This is a genomic window from Paraburkholderia sp. WS6 (genome assembly GCF_030464835.1).
In the GTDB taxonomy this organism is placed as follows: domain Bacteria; phylum Pseudomonadota; class Gammaproteobacteria; order Burkholderiales; family Burkholderiaceae; genus Paraburkholderia; species Paraburkholderia madseniana.
In genome coordinates, this window is sequence record NZ_JALQCK010000069.1 from 1 (window position 1) to 22002 (window position 22002).

Genomic DNA, 22002 nt, shown 5'->3' on the forward strand with positions numbered 1-22002 from the left:
ACGCCCCCTGCAAGCAGCTTAGCGTACGATTTTTTCCGAATTCTGAGCCGACCCCAAGATGGAGCCGTCGCAGTGATTCCGGCCGAACGTGGCTCTGCCAGAAAATTAACGCCGAGCAAGTCCCCGCCCGCAGCACTTGCTCCGCAGCCCACAGGGCGTCGGCGGTTTGCTTCGTGCGCACTACGGCCATATGCTCGGCTGAGACGCCCCACCAGGCGAGCGCGGACGGCTGCAGCCGGTGTGGAGGCTGAATGAGCATCACCGGGCGGCCGGCGACCGCGTCAAGAGCTGGCTTGAGTAGCCGGACTTCGCCGCAACCCGGTTGCTGGACCAATAAATCGGTCAGTGCTCCACGTGGCCATCCGCCGCCAGGCAGTTCATTTGCCAAAGCGACGTCGCCGCATGGGACGACTCGCGTGTGGCCAGCAGCCAATTGCGAGCCGCGCCACAAGCCAGGATGAATCGACTCTACGTTCTGACAAATCGCCGTCATCGTGCCCTCAGATACTGTATGGATATACAGGCATTGTAGGCGATAACTGGGTGAAGGTGCGGGTCGGCAGGCGACCGTGATGCGGCCCTTTTCAAGAAGGGAACTGCGTGCCCGCGACGATTCACTCCAAGGAGACCGTTGAGGGGACGCAGGATGCCCCCGTGGTCCGATCCCCGGACCGCTGCATGGGCCACTGTGTCCGCCGACACAAGGAAGTGAGGCGACGGTGAATAAATTCACTAGCTATCTAATTGCAGGACCGGAAGCGATTGGTCCAGGCGCCGCGCCAGCGGCACATCAACCTTAATTACGGGTAATACGCATGAAACTGCAATTCCTCCTTCCCATCCTCGCTGCATTCAGCTTGACTTCTGCATCGGCGGCCTTGCAATGTGGCCATGGTGAATCCAAGGTGGTGGTCAAGTACGACACGCTTGGCGGCCTCACGCGTCAGGCGTTCAAGGACATCAGCTTCGACTCGGCCGATTCACGCTCCAACGCTCTTTCTCGCCAGACCGCTCGCCCTATCCCGGCTGGAACTGTCGCTTGCAAGGTCGACGGCGATGGTTTTTTTGACGATGCCGCGCATCTGAACGTGGCCGGTCAGCCGGTCGACTATTGGGTACAGGACCGGGCCGTAACTCCGGCGGATTAAGGTTGTCCGGCGGCTCCACAAAACCGGAAGGACCATCGCAAGGTGGTCCTTTTTTAGTCCGGGCTTGACAGAAAGCTCACCTCCCGCACGGCCGAGGTGCTGCTCCCAGTCAACGGCCAGAAAAAACTACAAATGAGGTGTCGTGTCTGGACCATATCCTGATAGGTCCAGACTTGAACTTAAGGCGCTTTTCCAGAAAGAGGGTCCCGGGACGGAGCAGCACACACCGCGGAAACTGAAATATTCCCGGCGCTCCGCCGGGGTAATGAAAACCCCCGAACGCGCGTGAGCGAAGTCAACAACGAGGCGTAGACAAAGAGGGGCGTCCGGTATCCACAGCGCGTGTGTGCTGCACGAGAGAAACAACTCCATGATGGCACCCCAATCCGTAGAAAAGTGGCGTACTTTCGTGTCAGTTCGGCGAATCACCCCGGGGGCAGACTGGGTTATCCTGCAAGCCTTTCAGGTTCTGGCCTCTACCTCGAGATTTTGCCAGGACACTCAGCCGACGCTCCCTTTCGGACGCGCCGGCTTTTTTTTACGCGTCGTCACTCGTGTGGTGGCAACACGCTTCCATGCCGCGTCATTCGCGTCTAGTGCAAACTCCGTCGCTCGTGAGGGCACCGGAGCATCACCGCCTCGTGCAGCACGGATCGTGGCAGCGCCCTTGCGGTCGTTGCATCGACCACGCCGTGCGCGCGCGTCGTCATCCTCGATCGAAGCCGCCGCCCACCGCGACGACTTGCCGCCAATGCATGCGAGGCTCAGCGAATGCTTTTGCGATCCGGTATTCACTTTTATATCCATTCCGCATTAATTCAATTTCCGTTTTCAATTCCTGACAATTATCTGATTGCTTTGGCCGTATCGTCATACGTAAAATCGCGCGAGAAAACAGAAATAATCGAGAGGCGGTATGAGCACGCAGGACATAATCGGGGCAATAACGGGCGGACTGTCGCAGCAGGGCCGTCTTTTAAAACTGGATACTCCGGCTGGCAACAACGTATTGTTGCCCCACCGTGTCACCGGGCGCTCGCGGATCGGCCGCGATTATTTCTTGCTGCTCGACTGCGTATCTACCTCGGGCGACGTGCAGCTCAAAACGCTGATCTCCCAAGCCGTTACCCTCTGGATCCAACAGACTGATGGGTCTTATCTGCCACATCACGGCTATGTGCACACCGCTCGCCGGCTGGGAGCAGACGGAAATCTTGCAAGCTACCAGTTGGGCTTTTCCTCGTGGATGCACTTCCTGAAGTTCCGCCGCGACCAGCGACACTGGCAGGACAAGGCAGTGGACGAGGTCATCTCGGACGTGTTCAACCAGCACCCGCAGGCCAAGGGAATGTACCGTTTCGCGCTGTCGAAGCCGCTGCCGACGCGCTCATATTGCAGGCAGGACGAGACCGACTGGAACTTCGTGCACAGGCTCCTGGAGTCTGAAGGCCTGTTTGGAATCTGGCAGCAGGCAGCCGACGGCAAATCGCACACACTGGTCATCACTGACCGCCTCGAAACGCTCGAACCGCTCTCGCCCGCAATGGTCACGTTTTATCGTGCAGGCGTGAGCAATGAGGCCGACGCACTCACCCAGTGGTCAGGCACACGGACACTGCAATCCGTGATGCTGTCGACGCGTACTTTCGACTATAAGAGTCCTTCGACGCCCTCCAATCCGAAAGGGACGTCGGTTCCCACGATGGAGAATCAGGGAGCGTTGCCCTCGCAAACAGAAGTCTATGAATACACCGGCGGCTATACGTATCCGGAACAGGAACGTGGTGATCACCTGTCGAAGATTCGCATGGAGGAATGGGAGTCGCAGGCCAAGCGCTTTCACGGCGTGGGCAGCCTGCGCGCGATGGACGCGGGCCGTCGCTTCACGCTGACCGGCCATCCGGAGCACGATCAGGACGCCGCGGACCAGCGCGAATTCGCAACCATCGAGGTTGAGTGGGCCATCGAGAACAATCTTCCGCTCTCCGGGCACGACGCGAATTACCCGCACAGCCTGAACAATCAGATCGCACAGGCCCGCGCCGACGATCCTGGCCAGGTGTTCTCCGTGAAGCAAGCGGACGGCTCCACGGGGTTCTATCGGGTCACCATCGAAGCGCAGCGTACGAAGGTGCCCTATCGCAGCCCGTTCGATCATCGCAAGCCCGAAGCGAAGCTGGAATCGGCGATCGTTGCGGGCCCGAAGGGCGAGGAATGCTACACCGATGAACTGAACCGGGTGAAGGTGCTCTTCATCTGGGACCGGCAAAGCGAAGGCGACGAGCGTGCATCGTGCTGGGTGCGCGTCGCGCAGTCCGATACCGGCGATGGATGTGGTGGCGTCCACATGCCGCGCGCGGGCGAAGAACTCCTGATCGGTCACATCGGCAATGACATCGACCGCCCGATTGCGCTTCATCGCGTGTACAACGGCGCGGCGAAACCGCAGTGGCATTCGAACGGCCTGCTTTCCGGCTATCAGTCCCGGGAGTACGGCGGTGGCGGCGGCTATAACCAGCACGTCATGGATGATTCCACGGGGCAGCCTCGCATGCGGATCATGAGCAGCCACGGCATGAGCGGTCTCCATCTCGGCTACCAGATCGTCCAGGACGGTAATTCACGCGGCGCGTACACCGGCAGCGGGTTCACCCTGCGCACCGACAATGCAGGTGCCGTCCATGCGGGCGAGGGACTGTATTTCAGCACACATCAAATCAGCGCCGACGGTCAGCCGCTCGATACCACCGCGCCGCGCGAGATCCTGGCGCGTGCGGATCTGCTGGTCGAGTCGTTGTCCTCCGCAAGTTCGACCGCCAAGGCCGAGGATATGAAGCCTGGCCGCGAAGCGCTTTCACAGTTTGCGAAGGCGACTCAGCACAGCAAGGCGGGCGTGGCCAAAGGCGGTAATACGGCAGGCGGTGGGACAGGAAACGCCAATGCCTTTGCCAAACCTGTCATGCTCGCATCGAGTCCAGAGAGCATGGGCTTTACCACGCACGCGTCGGCGCAGATGGTAGCGGACGAGCATCTGAATTTCGTCAGCGGCAAGGACACGTACTGGGCCGTGGGCAAATCGCTGGTTGCGAGCGTCGCAGAAAAAATCAGCGTGTTCGTCCAAAGTGCCGGTATGAAACTGATCGCCGGGAAAGGTGCGATCGACATCCAGGCGCTCACAGATCAGCTGCGATTACTCTCCGAACTCGGCCTGACGCTCAAGAGCAATAACGGCAGCATCGAGATCGACGCGAAGACCGAGTTGATGCTCAAGTGCGGGGGCTCATACATCCGTATTACCCCCGAAGGAATTGAGGACGGCACGCGCGGTGCACGCACGATCAAGTCGGCGTCGTTCAGCCGGCAGGGCCCGAGTTCGGTGGCGGAGCATATGAATAGCCTCGAGAAGCCGGCGTTCAACGATAAGTATCTCTTGCGCGACCGGATCACCGGCGACCCGCTCAAGAACCACCCTTACGAGATCGTGCGTGGGGATGGCACACGCCTGAGCGGAGTCACGGACGAGCTGGGCCATACGGTCGAGCAGAAAAGCAACGATATCGAAACCGTGGTGATCCGGGCGCTGCGGCCTGGCACGAGCAAAGCATAAGCGAGAATCCATGAGCGAAAATCAGCCCGACAATTCGGGTACGCAGGGCCAGACGTCCGGCGACGACGATGCCGAACAGGAAGTCGTCCGCCTCGCGTCGCAGACCGATGAGGACGGCCACTCTTCCGCCCAGGCGCCCTTGACGCCGGCCGACGACACCCGCGCCAAGGAGACCTTGCACGATCTGCGCCCCATCATTCCCGTCATTTTCATACCGGGCGTGATGGGCTCGCCACTGGCCGCCAAGGACAGTGGCGACGCGGCATGGTCCGCACCAAATACAGACACGATAGGTGCATCACTCGGCGCGTTGTGTTCACTCATCGCTGGATGGTTTCGCAGCGCGTCGTCGCGCGAAACACTTTTCGATCCCGAGAGTGTCATGGTGACGCCGCTCGGTCCGATCGTCGACCTTGGGGAGAAAGACCCGATTACCGAGAAGGAGGCGCGACGCCGCGGCTGGGGTTCGGTCTATAGGACCGGCTATCAACCTGTCCTGCTTTGGCTCGAGCAACAGTTGAACAACCCGATGCTGCTCGGCAAGCCAGAAGGCGCGTGGATCGACCCCGATCCCGAGGGCGAGAAATGGGCACTCCATCCCGTGCTAGGCACCGATCCGAAAACCTACGGCGCCATTGCTGCAGCAGGAAAAGGCCAGGTGATCGCACCGGACTCCGCGGAATTCAAGAAATTCGCCAAGTTTCGCTATCGCGTCTATGCGATTGGATACAACTGGCTGCAGTCGAACGACCTTTCGGGGCGTGATGTGGTGAATGGTCTGGACGTCCCCGATCCGCAGACAAAGAAGACGACACGGCTGATGGGCGTCACCGAGATCTGCAAGGAAAACGATACGGGCAAGGCCATTATTCTGACGCACTCGATGGGTGGACTGGTGGCCCGCTTCGCGGTGTTAAACCATGAGCTCGAAGGTCTTGCGCACGGCGTATTTCATGGATGTCAACCGGCCACCGGTGCTCCTCTGGCCGCAAAGCGTTTCAAGACAGGCGGCAGTCCCGAAGGCGGTATGAATGGTTTCATCAATGGCAGTCTGCTGGGGCGCGATGCGGACGAGTTCATGGCGGTGATGGCGAACGCGCCGGGACCGATGGAGCTGACGCCGATGCCGGATTATCACAATGGCGCGCCGTGGTGGATTTTTGCGCGGCCCGACGGACAGGTGGTCATGCAGTTCCCGGAGCACGGCGATCCGTATAACGATTTGTATGTGAATTCCAAGTGGTACGGTTTGCAGCCGCCCGACAAACAGCTCGATCCGGCTGGGATCGTCAAGACGCGGCTCAATGCAGGCGGGCTTCAGACAAGCCTATCGGATTACTATCGATCGACTATGGAGACCGTTGTAAAAAACCAGAGCCATTTGAAGAATCATTACCATGGCAAGACATATGTAGCCTACGGCGAGGGTGGCCTCGACTTCAGGTCACCACAGTCGGGCACGACGACAGAGGCCAACGACACGAGCAAGCCTGGCATCGAAAAAGGAGACCCGACGAAGAATCTGTTGACGTGGGGTAACGCAATCTGGACTGGAGATGTGCCTTCGGACGTGCAGGCGCCTGAACTTCAGGCCGCAAAGTTGCTGCACGACTCGGGCAAGGGCGAAATCCGCGTGCTTCTGGAACAACGCAATCTGAGTGTCACGTTCAGCGTCCAGAAGACAAATACGTTGCCGGACGTGAATGCCAAGACTGACTGGTCACAGGTGGCAACCAAGACGGGAATCATCCGTGGCGACGGTACGGTGCCGGTGTGGTCGGCCGATGCGCAGGCGCGCGGGTTGAAGCCTGAGGTGCCTGGCGATCCGGCCAAAGGAGTTCAGATGGCGTTCGTGCAGGGCGGATACCAGCACATGACCAGCTACGCGCACCCATGGACTCACTGGGCGATACTTTACAGTGTGGTCCAGATCGTCAACGACATCTAGGTGCCGGGAACATGTTAATGGTTCGCCTCTTTCGCTCCCTCATTCTGCTGGCAGGTCTTTGCGCCTGCTCTCTTGCGCTTTCCGTGGAACCAACGATGAACAATCCGCTGCTGTCCAAAGTGCGCCCGTGGTGCATCGGCCGCCTCGTATTCGACCGGCCCGCGTCGAGCGAGATTTCGAATCAACATTATGCGTACAGGGGAGACAAACTCGAAACAACTCACAATGTCTCACTTGATGTCTATCGCACCCAAGTCGAGGCCCGGGAGAACGAGTTGCGTACGAAGCAACGCTATAACCCCGTCAACCTGGATGAGAAAACCGGGAAGGCCTGGCTCGAGAAGGCATTTTCTCCGGTCAACGATTCGCGGTTTTTTATCTACCAGGAAGGCGTGGCGAAAGTCGAGATGCCTTTCAGAACGGATGGCTACCTCTTTGCGGACCACACACTCTTTCATACCGCCGGCCTCATGGGAGCGTCTGCTCTTGGCAACTCGGAGAATATCTACAGCGACACCTACAGGCGCATCAAGGCGCGAGACAACTGGACAGTGCCGACGGAGTCCGGGTTTTGCTTCGACGGCGGGATCGTCACCGGATCGTCGACCTACACGGAAGAAGTCAGCCAGTCGTTTGCGCTGATGCCGGGCCGACCTGCGCTGCTCCTGATCAAGATGCGAGATGCGGTCGAGCAGGATCAAGGTCAACCGCTCACCAAGAATCTGTCCGAGCTTCGCGCACAACTCGATCGAATGCCTGGCAGCTATCGCATCGTGCGCAAGGGCAAGCGCGTGGTGGCCGGCATGGACGCCGAAGAGGTCCTGTTTGCGCTTCAGGACGGCCCGATTACGGTCTACCGTTTCTATCTGCTGGCACCGGGCAATCCTGCCACGCTTGCGCAACCGCATACCTCGGTTGAACTGCTGCTTGGCACGTCTTCACGGAGCGACCTGCCGCCTGATCAGGCAACGTCGCCGGTCGATGAGGCGGGAGCGCTGCAGGTATGGGACGCCCTGCTGAATAGCCTGCGGCAGCGACCGGGTGCAGTGTAGGAGCGCACGATGCGGCGTTACGACATTGTGAAAGGCGACAAAACGACGGTGGGTGGCATCGTGCAGGGTGGTGACGGTAACGACCTGCTCGGCGGGCGCGAGCAGGCCTACGAAACTGATCCCGTCCTGTGCCCGGTCTGCAAGACCGTTGGGTTGATCAAGTGCGAGGGCGCGCGCATTTCAACGACAGGACCGGACGGCCGGCAGGCGGCTCTGAGCGACGATCTGTGTGTCTGTCTGTGCACACCGCATCCGCGTCTTGTGCCGTCGCAAACGACGTCTTACGTTGACGTGTAGGCGCCGCTGCACGCTGACGCAGCGAGCCGATAACGAATACCAAGGAGGGTGATGTGATGAGGAAGCGAATATTCAGTCTGATGCTGCTGCTGGCGATCGTGGCAACTATGGCGGGTTGCGCGTCGCTAAAATGCATTCCGACGTGCTGACTGATGGCCACGAAAGTGATTCGGGTTGCGGTGCTGCTACTGGTGGCCAGCGTGTCGGGTTGTGCGATGTTTACCTGTAATGCCCCTCCGGTGTGTTGATTGCGCGCGAGACCCCCGGAATTCGATTATGGAACCGGACGTCGTCGCAGCGCCATTTCCCCGACGCATGTCGCCCCCGTACCCCCTGCAGCCTATACCGGAACCGGGACTGATCGGTTGACCTCGTGTCGCAACCCTGTCACGTGGCGGGCTGATCTTCACGGTTGGGGGATGCGCGCTTTTAGCCTTCTGGTTGTTTCGCTGCGGTATCAAGTGGTGTATAGTTAGGCATCGATTGATACCTTTCGGAGCATTCCATGGTTATCGTTTCACCCGCCAGAATTGCGTCAGTCATGGCGTTGACGCCATTGCCGACATCGTTTGCGGAGCTGGATGACCGAGTCCGGGGTGGGCTCCCGAAGTCGGCGTTGCGCGCCAGTGTCGAGCATGTCACCCGAACGTCTGACGAGCGTCGCAGCCTGCTTTTTCGCATCGTCCCGGAAGCCACTTTCAAGCGCCGGCGCGAACTGCTGAGCCCGGATGAATCCGAGAAGGCAGAGCGGCTTGCACGCATCTTCGCCACCGCGGAATACGTGTGGGATTCGGAGGCTGACGCCCGCGAATTCCTGAACGCCCCGCATCCGCTGCTGGACGGCCGTACACCGCTCGACGTGTCGATGACGGAATTGGGTGCGCGGCGAGTCGAAGAACTGCTCTGGAAGCTGTTCTACGGGATTCCTGCGTAATGCGGATTTACCGAATCGCAGACCGTCGCCATCCCATCTGGAACGGCACCGGCGCCATGCTGGTCGGTGGCCGGTTCAACAGCCCCGGCCGCGCTGTGATCTACGGGGCAACCACGTTCGCCGGGGCAATGCTTGAGGTGCTCGTCCACGCGCGGATCGGCAAGGTGCCACGTACGCACGTCGTTGTCGCAGCAGACGTTCCGGACGAAATTCCGGTAGAGCGAGCACTGGAGGCCGTCCTGCCGGCAGGATGGGACGGGCCGAATATCGATCTGGCACGAGACTTTGGTGATCGCTGGATCGCAGAAGCACGCAGCGCTATCCTGCTTGTGCCATCGGTCGTCGCGCGGGAAGAATGGAACGTGCTAGTCAATCCTGCGCATCCGCAGGCTGCGCGCATCGCCGTGGGTGAGGCTCGTCCCGTGGTGTGGGACGAACGACTCTTCAAGAGTCCAGGATAGCCCTAGGCCGAGGGACCGCGAGCAGGGCAAAAAGTTAGCGCTCGACTACACAGAAAACAGAAGCAGGACTCGACTATGGAACGCGAAGAAGCCAGGGAAATTCTCAGCATGTTGGCCAAGGGTATCTCGCCGGTGACCGGAGAAATCCTCGCCACTGAGAGCCCGTTCAACGAGCCGAAGGTGATCCGCGCGCTAATCGTCGCACTTGAGCAGTTCCCCGCAGCATCGCGCGCAGCGGCATCCGAACGCAAGCTGCCAGCACAAGCCGGGAAGTCGTGGCCTCCGGAAGAGGATAAGCGGTTGCTCGAGGCGTTTGACGCAGGGGTGAAGCCGAACGCGCTCGCCGAGATACACGGCCGAACACGGGGAGCAATTGACTCGCGGCTAACGAAGCTCGGCCGCCTGACATCCGGGAAGGCTTTGCCAGTGGCTGCGAAGTAGAGGAGCTGGGGCCACGCACGAGAGCGCGTGCGGAATAGGGCATCGGGAAACTAACGGAAATTAAGTGATGCGCGAAGCCCGTGAACTGTTCGTCGAACTCATACCAGCAAGCGCATGGTTCTCAAACCTTCGCTCGGAGTTGACTCCGGACGAATGGAAGATGGTAAAGACGGCCGCGTATCGCGCCGCGAACTATCGGTGCCAGAAATGCGGGGGCCGTGGGCCCAAACATCCGGTCGAATGTCATGAAAGGTGGCATTTCGACAGGCACTCTGGCCTGCAAACACTGCTCGGTACAATCGCCCTGTGTCCGGATTGTCACGAGGCAACCCATTTCGGGTTTGCGCGGGTCAGGGGCCGCGCTGCGGCCGCGCGCGCGACGCTGATGCGGGTGAACGGATGGGGGCGGCTGGAAACGGATGCCCATATCGGCGAGTCAATGGAAGCCTGGAAACAGCTCAGTGCGATCAGTTGGAGACTGGATGCCCGTTGGCTGCTTGAAAAATTTCCTGATCTGTCGACAGCCACACGCACCAAGATTCTGGATCACGCCGCGGGAAGCATGCTCGCCGAAGGATTGAGCGTTCGCACAGGAGCGCGAGTGCGAGTGAGAGACGAGCCCACCTCGGGCCCCACGCTGTCGATAGCAGCTCGTCTGTGTCGGTTTCTTTATGGGCTGTGGGGAGTCAGTAATGACCACGCGGATCCAGCCTGAGAGGTCAGCTTTTCGTATGTAATATCTGACGGAGTCCTGATATCTCGTGGCATACCCCCCGCGTGCTTCAACATCGATTGCAGGGGTTTCAGTGAACACCGCTGCTGCGATATACTAACAAGGCACCCCAAACAAAGGGTGCCGGGTTTGGCGACCCGATTCATACAAGCGCACGGCCGCGCATGCGGCTTTTTTTTGTGCGTATTGCCTCTGCGCGCCGCTTTCTATGGGCGGGCCCTGGTAGGGAGACCTCACGGTCTGCCGGCTGCTTGTGTGACCGGTTCGCCAACCCTGCCATGCGCCCGCTCACCTCGTTTGGCGATGAGAAGCCGGGTAACGCTCACACAAGAGGCCGCACCGTGCACCCAAATTCAACCAGGTTTCCCCACTCCCTTTTTCCGTCTCCTGCCCTGTGCCTCGTTCCGGCCAGTATCGCGTCAGATCGGGTACATCCCGCGGCTCTACATGGCGATTCGATCGGTTGTCCGTCGACCGCACAGCGCGCGGCCTCATCGCTGCGGTGGTGGGCGACGGGACTGGCATTAACGGCGACGGCCACGTCTGCCTGCGTTTCGATGATTTCAGCCTGGGAGCGTGGCGGACAGCTTGCCGAACGCCTGGTCTGGGTGGGTATTGGAATGGTTCTTCTTCTGAGCGCTCATCTGCTGCCAGCTCTGGCCAGATCCGTCTCGGTTGCGCTGCGCATCCCGACGCTATTGCTGTGGCTCTGTGCGATGCTCGCAACCGGGTACGGTCACGCGACGTTCTTCATTTCAGCGCAGCACCACGCGGGCGAGATCCGGGCAGCAAGAATCGACGCGCCGACTCCGCCCGCCATGGCTACCACCGGGTCCGGCGCTAACCCCGCGTCGATCGCGGCTGAACGTGCGAAGGCTATAGCAGAGCTGGCCACGGCCAGGGCGCAGAAATGTGTCGATCGCTGCAACGCGCTGTCGTTGCGGCGAGTGCTGCTGTCGAGCCGTCTCGATTCGCTGAACGTCGCATTCGGTGAAGCCCGGCGTCTTGAGCAATCGGCCGATCGGCTGAATGCGGCCCGGGACCGCCTGGCGTTGTCACGTACGGAAGCGCTGACCGATCCGGTGACCGCGCGCGTTGCGCAACTGCTCGGCACCTCGCCGGACAAAGTCGACGTCGCGGTCGCGATGGCGTTCGGAGCCATGCTGGAGTTTGTCGCCTGCCTGAGCTGGCTACTCGCACTTCAGGAAAACCAGAGCAGCAATCAGCCGGTAGCGACAGCTAGTAACGCCATAGTAGCGAAGGGTAACGGTGCAGGTCGCGACAGTAGTGGCCAGATTGTTGCGCCGAATAAGGCGGGTTTGCCGAGTCATGCCGGCGATACTGCCAGTCACGCGACGGTAGCAGCACGTAACAATGACAGCCTTCTGCCGCAAACCCGTGACCAGAATGTAACGATGCTCGTAGCCAGAACCGTAAGCGCCGATCTCGCGCGGCTAGCAGAAGAATTTGCAGCGGGTCGCAATCGCGGGACGGTTGCCGAGATCCGGAAGCTCTTTCGTTGCTCACAGGCTAAGGCGATGACACTGCGCAAGCAGCTGGCCGAAGCAACGCGGCAGGAACCGCACGCAGCCTGATCGGCGCCTTCGTACTGTCTGATTGACCACCACACGACCGGGGGTGAGCCTATCGGTGCGTTTCGCGCGGCCGGCACGCGGTTAGGGGTCTCGGCAGCAGGCGGCCTGTACTTCGCGATTGCGTTCGCAACCACCTGGCTGGTCATCGCTGCTCCGCGCCGGCACGAGTGTCGCACCCGCGTCCGCCTCTTTCCCGTGACGCAAAAACCGGGCGCCGACCCTCAGTCGGCTGGTTCAGCTGGCGGTGCATCGAGCGCCCACGTCTGCAGCGACGGCCGAAGCGTGAAACGGGGCTGATGAAACCAGTCCTCCAGATTTTCCTCGAGCTGACCGACGAACCACTGGTCGACGGCAAACGGCTGATCGAGTCCGTCAGGTTCATCGGCGTTCAGGAAAACGCCGCGTAACTCGTTGCCGGCGAGATACAGGACCGCCCCATCCGCCACGTCGGCCGTCGTTGAGGGTGGCTGATCGCGCAGCAGCATGCGCAGATCGGATACGGTCTGCTCGAAGGTCCGTTCCATGCGGTTTCTCCTGGGTGCAGGTAGTCGGGCGCATCGTTCGTGCCATGCCGGGGCCGGCGCGCTGGCCAGGTGGCCGCGCTGGGGCTCCAGCCCGACTTGCCCCGTATTCTGACTCTTTCGACGTGCAGGGTGCGGTTTTTCCGCTCCGTTTCACCTGTCGATACTGGCGGGTGGCATGCACTGTGCCGGATTCCGTGACCGTCACCCGGCGCGCCTGGGCCGGAGTCACCCGCGTCGCGGCGTTTGCCTATACGACTGGTCTGGTCCGCACGCGGTGCGGGGACACACTGGAATCTGACCATGCTCTATCTCCTCTACATCGTCACCACCTCTGTACTGCTGGCTCTCGCCGTCTACCGGCGCAACGCCGTCCTGTACGTGGCCGCCGCGGTTGCGTGCGGGATGCTGGGCAGGCTCTGCCTGGACCTCTGTATCGCGCACGGCGCGGGCGTGCTGCACGCCGGCTGGGCATTCGTGTTCGGCGTGCAGCCCTGATGACCGGGCGGGCCCGAAATAGCCGCACCCCGCCCGCCCGTTTCCCGAGGAAGCCAGCGTTGACGCGCCTCTCAGAGCGGTTTTGCCGCTCTGGTCCGTAAACCTCCTCGTAACAGGCTGCTAAAACGCAGTCATTACACGGCGGTCGCATGAGATGGCCGCTCAAGGTTAGAAGCGGAAAGCCGTTATATGGAAGCAGGTCGTGTGTGCGCTATCATGGTACGCAGCGCGTATCAAACTTAAAGGCAATGTTGAACTCCAATCAGCAGGATTTCTTGAAGGCGGCGAAGGATCAACTCGGGATGACGTGGGATGAGCTTGCAACGGCATCCGGCATCAATCCGCGCGCGCTGAAAACGTACCGAATGCCAGACACGTCAAAAGACTTTCGGCCGCTTCCTGACTTGGCGCGAGCGGCTGTTGTTCGGCTTCTTGAAGTACCAACAAAAAGGCAAAAGTAAGGTTTGACATGGTACGCAGCGCGTACCATACTGCCCGTATATTTCAATATCGGAAAAGCGGTTTCATTCAAAACAAGAAAGCACGGGAGCAAACGATGATGACTTTTACTTTTGTAGTTTTTGCGGTTGTCGCAATGGCCTATTTCATGGGCTATCCACGGGTCAGCGCGGCTATCGCTGGCGTCTCTGCTGTCGGACTGGTCGCCTATCGCACCGTCGTTCTCAGCGAGCCGCTGCGCGACTTTGGAACAGACTTGCTGGTCGCGATTGTCTCGGGCGTCATGGCGTTTGCGGTCGCCGTTAGGTCAGGCCGCAGCAAACGCACTGCATAACGCAACGGAAAAGCAATGAAAATTCTCTTGCTCGGTCGAGGATGGACGCGTCTCGGGATTGTTTGTTCGCTTTCGTGGGTTCTCGCTGTCGCGGTCTTCGCGGCTTTTCAGTACTTCACATTGGCCCATCAACATGCCGGGTGGGAGGATGCCGTGCCTGGGTGGTGGCAAGTACGAAATCTGCTGGCGGTATGCAGTGCTACTCCCGAAGTACGAATCTCTTCTTGTTCACTGGACGTTGGTCGTGTCGCTGCGCTGACCATCGGACCAGTTGTATTGGGGTGGACGATCACCATCGTGTCGACGGTCGCCTTTCGTTGGGTTAGGGGTGGTTTCCTTTCGGACAAGACTCGGGTATAGCGTCACGAACGTATTGGAAAAGCGGCGGTTGCCGCGCGACAAGGAAAACAATGGACCTTAGAGGCTACATAGAATTGATCGCCGCGGCCACGATTCCACTAGGATTCGGTGCCGTGATGGCGCATCGTTTCGTCGGGAAGAAGTCAATCGGTGCGCGTGTGATTCAGTTGACTGCTGTAGTGATGCTGATACCGGTGATTCTAATTCTCGCGCTCGAAAAGATTCTTGATGGGGCGACACTCGGTACGTTGATCGGCGGAATTGTCGGCTATCTGCTTTCTGGCATCTCGGAGTACGATCGCGGTCGCGGTAACGATGGACCGTAGCATTGCAAAGGAAAAGAAAACCACATGCGGAAGAACGTGGCTACAAAGACAATCGGGCTGTGCAGCATAGCTTTGGCGCTAGCTGCTTGCACCGACACCGGCCCGATCAAAATTGGCCCGGACACTTACACTATCTCGACGCGGGTGCCACTCGGCGGACCGGCGTCGGCGAAGGGGCAAGCGCTGCAGGAAGCCACCGCATACTGCTCTACGCAAGGCAGAGAAATACTGCTCCAACATGAGCAATCGAGCGAATGTGCGCTGCATGGCGGCTGTGGCGAGGCCGAAATCGAGTTCTATTGCCTTCAGGCCGGAGACCCAATGCTTAAGCGCCCGGCATTAAGGGCCGAGCCCAATCAGCGTATCGAGGTCGATCAGAAGTAGAAGGCCACGAATAGGAAAAGGCAGACGGACATGAGCAAGTTGAAAACACTTTTCTTGGCCGCTGTTGTCGGGACGAGTGTATCCGTTAGCGCACACGCGGCACCTGGCGAACGCGGCACTCAAATCGGGTGGAAGGTGCATCAACCGGCGCGGTTCATGGTATCCGGCATTCTGCGGAAAGATGGATCGACCGAGGAACAGTTGTATCACGTGATTGTGGAAGCGCCGACCGAAAAGGTCGCTGTCGATACCTACATCGCGTCCGCTTTGGCCTCGCACCCTGGTTACAAGCTCGTTGGCACACTGGCGACGCCCGTTCCGCCCGCTGGATCGTGCGAAAACAACATCTGAAACGGAAAAGAGCTCGCGCGGGTCGCGCGGGCCAAACAGGAAACCAAAGAAAATCATGCTCTCTCGTAAATCGAAGTTTTGGGCTCGTGTGGGCGCAATTAGCGTGGTTTTAGCAATCGCGACTGCGATCATTACCGGTTGGCTGGTGTTCCTTGGCGCGGATCAACTGCTTGCGGTTTTTATGCTCCCAGCCTTCGTCTTCGCCTGTGCGCTAGTTGCATTTTCAATCGTTTCGCGGGGCGCTCTCTACGGGTGGTTCGAGCGCGTCTCGGGGCTCTCTGAGACAACGGAAAAGTTTGTTCGTTGAACGCGGGAAAATAAACAAATGAAGCTACGGGACTTGTTTGATAGCAGCGGCAAAGAGTTTGTCGCCAAAATCTCCATCAACATGGATGACGTTGAACCGGAGGATCGAAATGAAATTGCAGGCATGCTTCGCGGATTGATGTGTGCGGTTGATGGCTGGGGACGCATCAGCGGTCTCACAAACGATCTCTTTGAGGATGATGGTTCGGTGATCGTGACGTTCTCAAGCGTCGAAAAGGCCCAGTACTTCAGAGAGTGCGTTCACCGCTACTTTGACGAAACCATCCTCGAAGCTCTGCGCGTGAGGCGTCTTGTTCGCAAGGCCAATCGATAGGAAAAGATCATGGGCGAAGCAGCAGCCATTTCGGCTGAATCGAATCATGTGAACGAACAATAGAGTTCGACACAAGACAATAGACCTTGACACACAACAATAGAGTTTGACACAAGCTCGGTGGCCCTGGCAGATGGGAGGCGCCGGGCACGACCGGCGACAACCGGCAGCACGCGGCCAGGAGCGGACCTTAAGCAACAATTACGCGTGCATACCGCCTGACCATACGACGGCCAACGAAATGCAACAGATATGAATGGAAACGGCAATGCGATCTGAACAAACGATCTTCGATGAGCTGGCAGGTATTTGCACATCGCCGGGCTACGTGCATGCCGTTGCCTACCTCTGCTCGCGCGACAACCTGATCCGGTACTCAGGCGAGATGAAGGCGGAGGACATGCAGCACCTCTTTTCGAAGAGTCGCCTCATCCGCACCGAGACTTCGACCCTCATCGGACTCATGCTCAAGAGCGAGATCGACTACGCTATTCCGGCGCCGCAAGTCCTTGAGAAGTACATCGAATCTACGGAATCCCTGCTGGAGGAGATCCACCACGCGATGTCGGCTTCCGTCTGGCAGGACATTGATCCGGCAAAGATCGCCGAGACAGACTTCAACCCTTTCACCAACGGCGCCGCGCTGCGCGAGCCGATCTTCTATGGCGGCGAATCCGCGTACAGCTTTCAGTACCGCGACTTTTCCCCAGCAAAGTACGCGATCGACGATCCTTGGCTCGTCGCGAACAAGGGGTTCTCGATCCAAGATGCTCGCAACGTGTGCTTTGCTGTTTCGCGCTTGCAGGAAGAAAAGGCAATCAATGTCCTTCAGGCCATGCGCGGCGCGCCCCAAGGGTCTTGGACATTCCTGCCCGGCAATACGTTCTCAGCGCAGGAGATTGCAGACTACGGGCACATCGACCCGGGAATCGTTGACAAGGTCCTGTCGGCGTTCGCTGTCCCAAAGGGCGAACGCAACGGGCAGTTCAAGGCGCTGCACGATTTCAACATCGCCAACGCCAGTCCGCTTATCCGTACACCCGATGGCAAATACCTTCTCTTCCACATCTACAGTCTGGCTGAAGCACTCTACGAAGCGCCGTTCTACTGGATGGGCGCAGACAAGGCGTATGTCAGCACGGCAATGCAGAACCGTGGTCTCTTCACCGAGCGATTTGCCGTAGAACGCCTGAGGCAGGTCTTCGGACCGGAGAACGTCCTCGCCAACATCGACATCTTCGAATCGAAAGGCACGAGGCTTGCCGAAATCGATGTGCTGGTGCTGTTCGGTAATCGCGCACTGATTCTGCAAGCGAAGTCCAAGCGCCTAACGCTTGAAGCCAGACGCGGCAATGATCTGCAGATCAAGGATGACTTCAAGAAGAGCATTCAAGACTCCAGCGATCAGGCTTATCGCTGCGCGAAATTGCTTGAAGAGGGTACGTGCTATTTCAAGGATGCTGCCGGCAACGCTGTGACCCTGCCAACGAGTCTGAAGCAGATCTATGTGATCTGCCTGATCTCAGACCACTATCCGGCGCTGAGCTTCCAAGCGCGGCAATTCTTGAGGTTCGCGGCGACGGACACAATTTCGCCGCCATTCGTCATGGATGTTTTTGCGCTCGATGCGATGACCGAGATGCTCAGTAGTCCGCTTCAGCTTCTAAGCTACGTAGATCGCCGAACCGGGTACATCGACAAGCTGATGGCATCGCATGAGCTGACCATCCTGTCCTATCACCTGAAGCAGAATCTCTGGCTGGACGAAGAGCATGACATGGTAATGCTTGACGACGATATCTCCGCCGACCTGGACCTGGCGATGTTGGTTCGACGCGAGGGCATTCCTGGCAAAGCGACGCCTGATGGCATCCTGACGCGGTTCTCCGCTACTGCACTGGGGCGCATGGTCAAGGCAATCGAAGCGCAGCCAGACCCTGCGACCATCGACCTTGGTTTTGCGCTCCTCACACTTGGCGAGGACACTCTCTTTGACGTGAGCGCAGGCATTGATCAACTTGCAAAGCAGGGCGTCGCAGATGGCAAGAACCATGATCTAAGCGTGGGCTTGGGCAGCGGCAGCACCGGTCTCACGATTCATTGCAACGATGACCCGATTGACGTTGCTGGCCCGGCGCTGCAAAGACACTGCCACGCGAGGAAATACACCGAGCATGCGCAGACTTGGTTCGGTGTCTGCGTGCGGCCCAGTGATAAGGCTCTGCGCTTCGGGCTCAATCTGGACTTCCCTTGGGAACAGAGCGACACCATGGACGCACTCACGAAAGCCATGGGCAAGCCAGGCAAGCTGACTGCCCTGTTGAGAGAGGCCGCCAAGGCGCGAACCAAAGTTGGTCGCAACGACCCCTGCCCATGTGGCAGCGGCAAGAAGTACAAGAAATGTTGTCTAGCATAGTGCCGACAGCGCATAGACGCTGACGAGCTCGGCGTGTGTTCATCTGTCGGGTCTCGCATGTGCCTGCGAATTACGGTATCAACGCTGTCAAGCAGGCAGATCAAAGTCCCGCTTGGAGTCGATCTCGGCCGGTCGCGTCAGACGCGACAGCAATTGAACGGGTCGACGCAAGCCGGGGCATGCGATGACGCCCTGCCGATGGCAGGTTGTGTCAAACTATTTTGTCGCAAGATTTCTGCTCCAATCGCGTTGAAGTGCGTTTGTGTCGAACTCTATTACTTTGGAGGGAGTGCGCGTGTGTCGCTAGGCTTCCGATTTGATAGGGCATCATGTGTCGAACTCTATTGTTCCTTCACAAATCAACGTACTCTGTTTTACAAGCCGCCTCTGCTGGCCGGCGAGTTGGCGAGGATTTTGGCGGGTAATGGCTTGTTTCTGAAGCCATGCGGCGGCATGCACGCAGAGTTGGAGTTGCTGGGCAGGCTTCGCCACGAAATCGACTACCAAGCGGTTAGCGACGCTGCAATGTCAGCGGGCGATGACCAGCGTGCGCGATGGAAGGCGGCAGAACTCCAAGTTGTCTGCCAATTGCGGCAAAAAGGGCTTCTGCGGGACAGGAACGGATAGGAAAAGCCGGGGCTCCCGGCGCAAGTAAAAGGAGTAGTCGTGTTTCTTAGTAGCCTCCAAAAAGACCGTGTTGTCGTGATCAAGCAAAACGGTGATAGGTTTGAAGACCAACCTGCTAGCGTGCAGAAAAATTCAATCATTATGAATGGCTCGAAGCTGCTGATCGAGCCGGGTGACCTTATTGAGCGGAATATGTCGAACGGTGGCAAAGAGACCTTCAAAGTCATCGAGCCTGGCTGGCACGAACGCCATGGCTCGATTCCCGCAGGCTATCAGATGACAGTTGAACGGCTTGGGTTGCCGAAGCCGGCCGCTGCGCCGCAACCTGTTATCTACAACATTACTGGTCATAACGCGCGCATTAATAACCACTCTGTCGACAACTCCACGAACATGGTTGGCGTGACGGATGAGGTTGCCGAGCTGCTGACGAAGCTGAAAGCGGAGATTCAGACACTGGGATTGGAGGCCAATGAGCGCACTGACGCACTTGAGGTGGTGGATGCAGCGGAAGCTCAGTTTGCCCACGGCAAGCCCAAGAAAAGCGTGCTGACAGCACTTCTCTCGGCACTGCCTGCGGCAGGCAATATCGCTTCGATCGTAGGCGCAGTCGCAGCGCTGTGTCAGTAATTGATATCGGAAAAGCTTATGGCGTGAACCGCGCCCCGCACCGGCCGGTCGTCGGAGTCTAAGGAAGAAGGAATGAACGAACATCAGATGACGCCGGTGAGAACGATTGACAATCTTGCCGAACAGGGGAAGCTTCATGCAGTTGCTAAGGGACTGCTGGCAACGTGGATGGAAAGACAGACTTGGGAAACCGCGAAACCCGGATTGCCGTTCCTCGCGAAGAAAGAAAGCTTCGGCCCGGAGATGCCGTTCCACGTCGAAGTAGCGGTTCTGAATGAACGATTCGACCTCGAGGTTCGGTATGTTTGGCTAAGTTCGTCAAGTCAGCTTGGAATCCAGCTGTACGTGTGCGAAATTCGCGACCAAGCGCCAGTTGCGGCAATCACAATTCGAAGCGACCGCGTTGCTTCTATCACACCCGGAAGTCAGGCAATGGCTTTCGACGTCTCAGATGCCGGAGGCGCGGAGAAGGCTAGGTCCGCTTTCGGCGAGGCGTTGGGTGCTTGGGCACTGGCGGCTTTGCCCGAGTTGGACTTCTAGTGTCGAACAGCCGCGCGCAGGCGAGCGACTAGGCATTCAACTAACGCGACGGAAAAGCACCATGATTCAACTTAGTGACCGTGATTACAAAAGCCTCTTGGAAGCGCGTAACGCAATGGCCGCAGCGTTGAGGCAGCTGGTGGACGCGACCGACTCGCCAGGCGATGACGCTTTGCCGAAGCAAGCGCAGAGCGTGATCGAAAATGAACGGTCCGAAGCCGTAGCGGTCGCCCGTGGCTTGCTCGAAAAGTACGGCGAGCATCAAGCGTTCATCCTGTCAGAGCAACCCGAACCCCAAGGCTTCTTTCGTCGGTTGCTCTCCAATTAACCCATCGGAAAAGCGGCACTCCCTGTCGCACGACGCGGAAGACGCGAAAACAGGACACTACTACCTTGAAGATCTACGCTCTAGCTGTTGTTGCTGCGCTCAGCGCGCTAGTAACGGGTTGCAGCACCACGCCGGTCCCTGATGCACGTGCTGAACAAGTTCGTCCGTTGCAGGCGATGCTCGGCGACGCCGAATTGATTGTTACCCGAGACTCAGGTTTGACGGGCGCAATGTACGACGCAAGATTGTTCCTCGATGGAGTGCGGATAGCAAATCTGCGGCCTTCAGAACAAGTGCACTTGCCTGTTCAGGCTGGTTACCATCAAATCGGTGTGGCGACCGCCGTCGATCCTAATCCGCAGAGTGCGGTCGAACTAGACCTCCGCTCGGGAGAGACTCGGCGGTACAGAGTGGTCGTCCTTGCAGATCACTTTGCCGTAGTGCCGACAAGATAGATCAACACGCACCAATAGGATCGGTAAAGCGGCATGGAACAGCACGAACTATTGTCGGTGATTGCTACGCTGGGATGCGCGTCAGTAGCTATCATCGGCACAGCGCTCGCGGGATTTGCAGGCGCTCGCGCTCGATCTGCCCGAACAGCCGACATGAGGAAGGCGTGGCTGCTGGTTGCCGTCCTGATTGTCGCGTCGGTGTTGGGAATTTCCCTTGCCTGCTTCGGCGTTTTGGGTCAGCGCGCGCTACCGGCGTTCAGCGGCGTCGCAATCTTTAGTGTTGCCTTGCTCGCGATGGTGAACGACCGGTTCCGTAGCTTCTTAGTCCGGGCCGCGCGCGACGAAGGTAATGCCCAACCCTAACAACAGAAAACATGGCGAAGCTCACTCAGGTGGCGGTCAAGATGCTCGAAGCCGCTGGATGCAACGAGATTAGCGATGACCTTATCGTCATCGGTACGACGGACGTGCGTGTGTTGCTCTCGCATCGTGCAGTCGCGGACCTTAACGAACAGGCCCGCGAGTGGGCGGAAGCACAACACGATTGACCACGGAAAAGCGATACCGAGAGAGGGCCAGCCATGAAGGCACACGACAATGCAACAAAGCTCATGCAGTGGTTGCGTCAGCATCAACCAGCGACGGTTGCTCAAATTGCGGCCAACGGCGTGTTGAACTCGCGCGATGCTTCTGATGCGGTCCAATACGGTGTACGGCACGGCGTGCTTGAGCGCCTGAAACGTCCCGGAGCGAGCGGCAACGCTAGAGTCCAATATCGTTTGACCGGGCAGGCGCTGCCGGTCCTCAAGGCCGTGGCGGCTCCCTCGTTCGACGGGCTACTTCAAGCATGGGGGATTGCGCGGACACCTCCAAACATTCAGGCGCACACGTCGCGCAAGCTCGAACTGACCGATTAA

The 22002-nt window shown here is 58.8% G+C and carries 26 protein-coding genes; 24 read left to right on the forward strand and 2 right to left on the reverse strand.

What is annotated here, in order from left to right; genetic code table 11:
- A partial coding sequence (gene imuA, locus M0D64_RS42460) for a translesion DNA synthesis-associated protein ImuA (RefSeq protein ID WP_266262042.1) occupies positions 1-493 on the reverse strand: 493 nt, incomplete at its 3' end.
- Positions 494-815: 322 nt separating this feature from the next.
- Between imuA and M0D64_RS42465 the strand changes: the two genes are divergently transcribed.
- The 10 genes from M0D64_RS42465 (at position 816) to M0D64_RS42510 (ending at position 12216) form a co-directional block, all read left to right on the forward strand.
- Positions 816-1148, forward strand: coding sequence for a hypothetical protein (locus tag M0D64_RS42465; RefSeq protein ID WP_266240783.1), 333 nt, complete (start codon positions 816-818; stop codon positions 1146-1148).
- A 916-nt stretch (positions 1149-2064) separates the two neighbouring features.
- Entirely contained in the window at positions 2065-4755 is a 2691-nt protein-coding gene (locus M0D64_RS42470) for a type VI secretion system Vgr family protein (RefSeq protein WP_266240782.1), read from the forward strand.
- Between the two features lie 10 nt (positions 4756-4765).
- Positions 4766-6703, forward strand: coding sequence for an alpha/beta hydrolase (locus tag M0D64_RS42475; RefSeq protein WP_266240781.1), 1938 nt, complete (start codon positions 4766-4768; stop codon positions 6701-6703).
- 11 nt (positions 6704-6714) lie between these two features.
- The gene (locus M0D64_RS42480) at positions 6715-7755 is read left to right on the forward strand and encodes a T6SS immunity protein Tli4 family protein (RefSeq protein WP_266240856.1); all 1041 of its coding nucleotides are present in this window, start codon (positions 6715-6717) and stop codon (positions 7753-7755) included.
- Positions 7756-7764: 9 nt separating this feature from the next.
- Positions 7765-8052 (forward strand): PAAR domain-containing protein, encoded by a 288-nt coding sequence (locus tag M0D64_RS42485; RefSeq protein WP_116117628.1) that lies wholly within the window; start codon positions 7765-7767, stop codon positions 8050-8052.
- Positions 8053-8557: 505 nt separating this feature from the next.
- Positions 8558-8986: an antitoxin Xre/MbcA/ParS toxin-binding domain-containing protein gene (locus tag M0D64_RS42490; protein WP_266240780.1), complete on the forward strand. Its 429-nt coding sequence runs from the start codon at positions 8558-8560 to the stop codon at positions 8984-8986.
- Positions 8986-9447 carry an RES family NAD+ phosphorylase gene (locus tag M0D64_RS42495; protein ID WP_266240779.1) on the forward strand — a complete coding sequence of 154 codons (462 nt, stop codon included), beginning with the start codon at positions 8986-8988 and terminating at the stop codon, positions 9445-9447. The genes M0D64_RS42490 and M0D64_RS42495 overlap by 1 nt, the downstream gene beginning before the upstream one ends.
- A gap of 75 nt (positions 9448-9522) precedes the next feature.
- Entirely contained in the window at positions 9523-9888 is a 366-nt protein-coding gene (locus M0D64_RS42500) for a hypothetical protein (protein ID WP_266240778.1), read from the forward strand.
- Positions 9889-9955: 67 nt separating this feature from the next.
- The gene (locus M0D64_RS42505; RefSeq protein ID WP_266240777.1) at positions 9956-10603 is read left to right on the forward strand and encodes an HNH endonuclease; all 648 of its coding nucleotides are present in this window, start codon (positions 9956-9958) and stop codon (positions 10601-10603) included.
- A gap of 575 nt (positions 10604-11178) precedes the next feature.
- Entirely contained in the window at positions 11179-12216 is a 1038-nt protein-coding gene (locus tag M0D64_RS42510; RefSeq protein ID WP_266240776.1) for a hypothetical protein, read from the forward strand.
- 221 nt (positions 12217-12437) lie between these two features.
- Here M0D64_RS42510 and M0D64_RS42515 read toward each other — a convergent pair whose 3' ends face one another.
- Entirely contained in the window at positions 12438-12740 is a 303-nt protein-coding gene (locus M0D64_RS42515) for a hypothetical protein (RefSeq protein ID WP_266240775.1), read from the reverse strand.
- A 300-nt stretch (positions 12741-13040) separates the two neighbouring features.
- Between M0D64_RS42515 and M0D64_RS42520 the strand changes: the two genes are divergently transcribed.
- From M0D64_RS42520 to M0D64_RS42585, 14 genes are all read left to right on the forward strand, one after another.
- Entirely contained in the window at positions 13041-13235 is a 195-nt protein-coding gene (locus M0D64_RS42520) for a hypothetical protein (RefSeq protein WP_266240774.1), read from the forward strand.
- A 469-nt stretch (positions 13236-13704) separates the two neighbouring features.
- Positions 13705-14028 carry a hypothetical protein gene (locus M0D64_RS42525; protein ID WP_266240772.1) on the forward strand — a complete coding sequence of 108 codons (324 nt, stop codon included), beginning with the start codon at positions 13705-13707 and terminating at the stop codon, positions 14026-14028.
- A 410-nt stretch (positions 14029-14438) separates the two neighbouring features.
- Complete coding sequence (locus M0D64_RS42530) at positions 14439-14714, forward strand: hypothetical protein (RefSeq protein WP_266240771.1); 276 nt, start codon at positions 14439-14441, stop codon at positions 14712-14714.
- Between the two features lie 24 nt (positions 14715-14738).
- Positions 14739-15098 carry a hypothetical protein gene (locus M0D64_RS42535; protein WP_266240770.1) on the forward strand — a complete coding sequence of 120 codons (360 nt, stop codon included), beginning with the start codon at positions 14739-14741 and terminating at the stop codon, positions 15096-15098.
- Positions 15099-15254: 156 nt separating this feature from the next.
- Complete coding sequence (locus M0D64_RS42540; RefSeq protein WP_266240769.1) at positions 15255-15449, forward strand: hypothetical protein; 195 nt, start codon at positions 15255-15257, stop codon at positions 15447-15449.
- A 325-nt stretch (positions 15450-15774) separates the two neighbouring features.
- Positions 15775-16089: a hypothetical protein gene (locus M0D64_RS42545; RefSeq protein WP_266240768.1), complete on the forward strand. Its 315-nt coding sequence runs from the start codon at positions 15775-15777 to the stop codon at positions 16087-16089.
- A gap of 268 nt (positions 16090-16357) precedes the next feature.
- Entirely contained in the window at positions 16358-18505 is a 2148-nt protein-coding gene (locus M0D64_RS42550; protein WP_266240767.1) for an SEC-C metal-binding domain-containing protein, read from the forward strand.
- Positions 18506-19171: 666 nt separating this feature from the next.
- Positions 19172-19762 (forward strand): hypothetical protein, encoded by a 591-nt coding sequence (locus M0D64_RS42555; protein WP_266240766.1) that lies wholly within the window; start codon positions 19172-19174, stop codon positions 19760-19762.
- A gap of 72 nt (positions 19763-19834) precedes the next feature.
- Positions 19835-20302: a hypothetical protein gene (locus tag M0D64_RS42560; protein ID WP_266240765.1), complete on the forward strand. Its 468-nt coding sequence runs from the start codon at positions 19835-19837 to the stop codon at positions 20300-20302.
- Positions 20303-20363: 61 nt separating this feature from the next.
- Positions 20364-20630 (forward strand): hypothetical protein, encoded by a 267-nt coding sequence (locus M0D64_RS42565; protein ID WP_266240764.1) that lies wholly within the window; start codon positions 20364-20366, stop codon positions 20628-20630.
- Positions 20631-20695: 65 nt separating this feature from the next.
- Positions 20696-21085: a hypothetical protein gene (locus M0D64_RS42570; RefSeq protein WP_266262043.1), complete on the forward strand. Its 390-nt coding sequence runs from the start codon at positions 20696-20698 to the stop codon at positions 21083-21085.
- A gap of 33 nt (positions 21086-21118) precedes the next feature.
- Positions 21119-21448, forward strand: a complete 330-nt coding sequence (locus M0D64_RS42575; RefSeq protein ID WP_266240763.1) for a hypothetical protein — start codon at positions 21119-21121, stop codon at positions 21446-21448.
- Between the two features lie 11 nt (positions 21449-21459).
- Positions 21460-21633: a hypothetical protein gene (locus M0D64_RS42580; RefSeq protein WP_266240762.1), complete on the forward strand. Its 174-nt coding sequence runs from the start codon at positions 21460-21462 to the stop codon at positions 21631-21633.
- A gap of 33 nt (positions 21634-21666) precedes the next feature.
- A complete protein-coding gene (locus tag M0D64_RS42585; protein WP_266240761.1) occupies positions 21667-22002 on the forward strand; it encodes a hypothetical protein in 336 nt (111 codons plus the stop codon).

Bases quoted from the DNA above. Each gene is read 5' to 3' on its own strand.
- M0D64_RS42465 (WP_266240783.1), top strand. From the start codon at position 816: ATGAAACTGCAATTCCTCCTTCCCATCCTCGCTGCATTCAGCTTGACT.
- M0D64_RS42470 (WP_266240782.1), top strand. From the start codon at position 2,065: ATGAGCACGCAGGACATAATCGGGGCAATAACGGGCGGACTGTCGCAG.
- M0D64_RS42475 (WP_266240781.1), top strand. From the start codon at position 4,766: ATGAGCGAAAATCAGCCCGACAATTCGGGTACGCAGGGCCAGACGTCC.
- M0D64_RS42480 (WP_266240856.1), top strand. From the start codon at position 6,715: ATGTTAATGGTTCGCCTCTTTCGCTCCCTCATTCTGCTGGCAGGTCTT.
- M0D64_RS42485 (WP_116117628.1), top strand. From the start codon at position 7,765: ATGCGGCGTTACGACATTGTGAAAGGCGACAAAACGACGGTGGGTGGC.
- M0D64_RS42490 (WP_266240780.1), top strand. From the start codon at position 8,558: ATGGTTATCGTTTCACCCGCCAGAATTGCGTCAGTCATGGCGTTGACG.
- M0D64_RS42495 (WP_266240779.1), top strand. From the start codon at position 8,986: ATGCGGATTTACCGAATCGCAGACCGTCGCCATCCCATCTGGAACGGC.
- M0D64_RS42500 (WP_266240778.1), top strand. From the start codon at position 9,523: ATGGAACGCGAAGAAGCCAGGGAAATTCTCAGCATGTTGGCCAAGGGT.
- M0D64_RS42505 (WP_266240777.1), top strand. From the start codon at position 9,956: ATGCGCGAAGCCCGTGAACTGTTCGTCGAACTCATACCAGCAAGCGCA.
- M0D64_RS42510 (WP_266240776.1), top strand. From the start codon at position 11,179: ATGATTTCAGCCTGGGAGCGTGGCGGACAGCTTGCCGAACGCCTGGTC.
- M0D64_RS42515 (WP_266240775.1), bottom strand. From the start codon at position 12,740: ATGGAACGGACCTTCGAGCAGACCGTATCCGATCTGCGCATGCTGCTG.
- M0D64_RS42520 (WP_266240774.1), top strand. From the start codon at position 13,041: ATGCTCTATCTCCTCTACATCGTCACCACCTCTGTACTGCTGGCTCTC.
- M0D64_RS42525 (WP_266240772.1), top strand. From the start codon at position 13,705: ATGGTACGCAGCGCGTACCATACTGCCCGTATATTTCAATATCGGAAA.
- M0D64_RS42530 (WP_266240771.1), top strand. From the start codon at position 14,439: ATGGACCTTAGAGGCTACATAGAATTGATCGCCGCGGCCACGATTCCA.
- M0D64_RS42535 (WP_266240770.1), top strand. From the start codon at position 14,739: ATGCGGAAGAACGTGGCTACAAAGACAATCGGGCTGTGCAGCATAGCT.
- M0D64_RS42540 (WP_266240769.1), top strand. From the start codon at position 15,255: ATGGTATCCGGCATTCTGCGGAAAGATGGATCGACCGAGGAACAGTTG.
- M0D64_RS42545 (WP_266240768.1), top strand. From the start codon at position 15,775: ATGAAGCTACGGGACTTGTTTGATAGCAGCGGCAAAGAGTTTGTCGCC.
- M0D64_RS42550 (WP_266240767.1), top strand. From the start codon at position 16,358: ATGCGATCTGAACAAACGATCTTCGATGAGCTGGCAGGTATTTGCACA.
- M0D64_RS42560 (WP_266240765.1), top strand. From the start codon at position 19,835: ATGAACGAACATCAGATGACGCCGGTGAGAACGATTGACAATCTTGCC.
- M0D64_RS42565 (WP_266240764.1), top strand. From the start codon at position 20,364: ATGATTCAACTTAGTGACCGTGATTACAAAAGCCTCTTGGAAGCGCGT.
- M0D64_RS42575 (WP_266240763.1), top strand. From the start codon at position 21,119: ATGGAACAGCACGAACTATTGTCGGTGATTGCTACGCTGGGATGCGCG.
- M0D64_RS42580 (WP_266240762.1), top strand. From the start codon at position 21,460: ATGGCGAAGCTCACTCAGGTGGCGGTCAAGATGCTCGAAGCCGCTGGA.
- M0D64_RS42585 (WP_266240761.1), top strand. From the start codon at position 21,667: ATGAAGGCACACGACAATGCAACAAAGCTCATGCAGTGGTTGCGTCAG.